The sequence below is a fragment of the Bradyrhizobium sp. MI1.10 genome, from assembly GCF_055811035.1.
In genome coordinates, this window is the sequence record NZ_JBVVPN010000190.1 from 1 (window position 1) to 243 (window position 243).

The following is a 243-nucleotide window of genomic DNA, read 5'->3' on the forward strand; positions in this document are numbered from 1 at the left end:
GCCTTCTGGATCGGCATTCCGGCGGCGTCGAGCCCAACGACGTGGAAAAGGTTCTTGCCAATGTCGATCCCAAACACTGTTGCCGGCCTGGGCTTGTTCCGTGTCCTCATTGCTTCCTCCTTTCAAAAGCCAACTCAGTCTGACTGAGAGGACGGGGCGGGTCATCCCATTCTGATGTCCCCAGTCAAGCACACAGCGCACGGTTTCTCATCTCCACGAGGACTCATCGTGAAGTTCTTGTGC

General features: G+C 56.4%; 1 pseudogene. It reads right to left on the minus strand.

Annotated features, from left to right (window positions below):
• Nucleotides 1–110, minus strand: a pseudogene (locus tag AC0L3K_RS40860) (IS110 family transposase); the annotation flags it as partial.
• Nucleotides 111–243: the final 133 nt, after the last annotated feature.